3 protein-coding genes are annotated in these 2,386 nt (G+C 50.8%); all 3 read right to left on the minus strand.

The features are described from left to right. Positions 1-402: 402 nt before the first annotated feature. The 3 genes from BMY49_RS16935 to BMY49_RS17355 all read right to left on the minus strand — a co-directional run bounded on the left by BMY49_RS16935 (position 403) and on the right by BMY49_RS17355 (position 2,214). Positions 403-675, minus strand: a complete 273-nt coding sequence (locus BMY49_RS16935; protein WP_054641457.1) for a type II toxin-antitoxin system YafQ family toxin — start codon at positions 673-675, stop codon at positions 403-405. Then, positions 675-932, minus strand: coding sequence for a type II toxin-antitoxin system RelB/DinJ family antitoxin (locus tag BMY49_RS16940; RefSeq protein WP_054641458.1), 258 nt, complete (start codon positions 930-932; stop codon positions 675-677). The genes BMY49_RS16935 and BMY49_RS16940 overlap by 1 nt, the downstream gene beginning before the upstream one ends. A gap of 472 nt (positions 933-1,404) precedes the next feature. Next, positions 1,405-2,214 (minus strand): glycosyltransferase family 29 protein, encoded by an 810-nt coding sequence (locus tag BMY49_RS17355; protein ID WP_208596230.1) that lies wholly within the window; start codon positions 2,212-2,214, stop codon positions 1,405-1,407. Between the last annotated feature and the right edge of the window lie 172 nt (positions 2,215-2,386).

The raw sequence follows: 2,386 nt of genomic DNA on the forward strand, positions 1-2,386 counted from the left end.
TGGTGAATGGTGAATGGTGAATGGTGAATGGTGAATGGTGAGGGGTGAATGGTGAGGGGTGAATCGGGCTATTATATAAATATGATCAAATATTGTGGCAACCTGGGAAGTCAAACGCCGCAACCCCACCGGCCTGGCGGCCAAGGTACTGGCCATGATCCAGGACAACCCAGCCTTCTTCAACGAGCTCGCCTCCCACTGACCCGTGCTGCGGGCAAAGGAGACTGCCCGCGCTCCTCCCCCTTACCCTTACAAGCGAAGCTCTCACCCCTTACAGCTTAAGGCTTACGGCTTCCTGTGGGATGAAAAAAGAATATCATCCTATGATGGTGCCTAACCCCTTGATTTATGGTCAGGAGCAGTCATGCCGGCAAGGTAAAGTATCATCCTTTCTTGCCTTGTCTACTCGCGGAAGAGATCAGCGTGACTACCAGTACGAGCCAAGTGCAGTTCCTCATCCACTACGCGATACAGCAGCAACCAATCGGGTTCGATGTGGGCATCTCGGTATCCCTTCCAGTTCCCCCGTAATGGGTGATCCTGGTAAGCATCCGGCAAGGGAGCTTGCTCGAGCAGCAGGCCCAGCAAGCACCGGAGCTTATCCATGTCCTTGCCGCGTTTCTGGACCCGCTTCACATCTCGCTTGAACTGGCTGGAACGTACTGGGGTTAGCATCAGATGCCCAGGTCCTCGAACAGCGCATCCGCGCTATCAAAGCGCTTGCCCTTGCCGGCTTCCAGCTCTTCCAGAACCTTGGCCGTAGTGGCGTTCGGCACCTGCACGGCAAACGGCAGGCGCTTTTCGTCGGCGATCCGCAGCATCAACAGGCGTATGGCGTCGGACACGGACAGACCCATAGCCTCCAGGGCAACGGTGGCGCGCTCTTTGGTTTCGCTGTCGATGCGGGCTCGGACCACGGTATCAGCACTCATGACTCTCTCCTTCTCTTTCGTAGCTACTTTGTAGCCACATTATAGCCGGGCTACGCCGCCTTGTCATCAGGCACCGAGGGTAAACGCTTGTAGACGGCCTGAACTCACCTATTGGCCAGCTGATCTCGTATAACCTTTTGATAATAGGCGCTTAGCTGTTTCTTTTTCTGCCTTAACGCATCGATTTCGGATCTCGTCAGCGGTTCTAAAGCCGACGAGATAACTTGCCTCGTTGGCGGTGAGGGCTGGGATGTGTATTCCGAAGATATTTTTGATTTCATCACCTATTCACCATTCACAAATCACCACTCACCACTCACCACTCACAAATCACCATTAACCACTCGACTTCCGTAAGGCCTGACGGGCCCACACGAACGAAGCGTGCTTTCTCAGTTCTCAACCACGCTACCGCACCTGCCAAAAATCAACCGCGTGATGATGATCTTGCCCAGCAACAGTGGACACCCCGTTAAGGCATTACATAATCAAGTGCTCGAACCCTTCCTGCCTTGACCCACTCCCTGATCAAAGCTCTCTCTTGCTTCCAATTATGCCGACTCACAGCATGGTGATCAGGTAGCGCCATATGATACTCCCCAACATCATCACCCAACTGAAAACCAGCAATATCTATAGGTGTGTCCACCTGCTCTTCCAGAATCCAGTAGAGAAAAAGTAACCCTGCACTAGGTGGCGCCGATAATTTTTTGACTAAAGTGCACCAGACATACAAAGGAAACGTGATCACAGGTATTCCTTTTCCTATAAACGCCGCCCAAGACTCCCACCTTGAAAGGCGATAGCGCATATCAGGGCCACTTATAAACACTGAACTCACATCTCCTACCCATGGAAATTCTCCCTTTAGATTAGGGGACGCAACCCAGGTTGTAGCTCTTACCCCGGAATCTCTTTCGAGCTCCCTCCTATGTCCCGAAGGGATATCACCCTCACCAGCAAAATGATTAAACCTGACAACTTTGTCATAGCTATCAATCACCTCACCGAGCCCTTTACCTTTTAAAGTAGCTGCATTCCCCACTACACAAATATCTTCAGACAACCTCAGCTGGCTAAAAAACCACCTTGCCCAATCATCTTGCTTATAGTAAATATCACTCAACAAACTTAATGAAGAAGCAGATCCAAAACCACTTTTGGTAAAAGCAGCCGCTATTGCTGGTGAACGCCGCCTCAAAAAAGGAAGCCACATTCTTTGACAGAATAAAAGGTCGCGCTTCCAGTCTAGAAAGGCTCCATTATATAAAATTAAATTCAATGCATCCCTTAGCAAATCAGGCGGCAGGCATCTTGATAGCAACTCTTCAACAGGGAGAATGTCCTCCAAGTAGCCTTTATACCTGAATCCGTGAGACCGGCCCCCGGAAGCACTTCTAACCCACTGACCTGCATGGCAATATAGCCATTATCGCCATTCACCCAGACAGTGC

The organism is Vreelandella aquamarina (assembly GCF_900110265.1).
GTDB classification, from domain to species: domain Bacteria; phylum Pseudomonadota; class Gammaproteobacteria; order Pseudomonadales; family Halomonadaceae; genus Vreelandella; species Vreelandella aquamarina.

Excerpts from the sequence above, each read along its gene's own strand:
- BMY49_RS16940 (WP_054641458.1), bottom strand. The coding sequence starts at position 932 with ATGAGTGCTGATACCGTGGTCCGAGCCCGCATCGACAGCGAAACCAAA.
- BMY49_RS16935 (WP_054641457.1), bottom strand. The coding sequence starts at position 675 with ATGCTAACCCCAGTACGTTCCAGCCAGTTCAAGCGAGATGTGAAGCGG.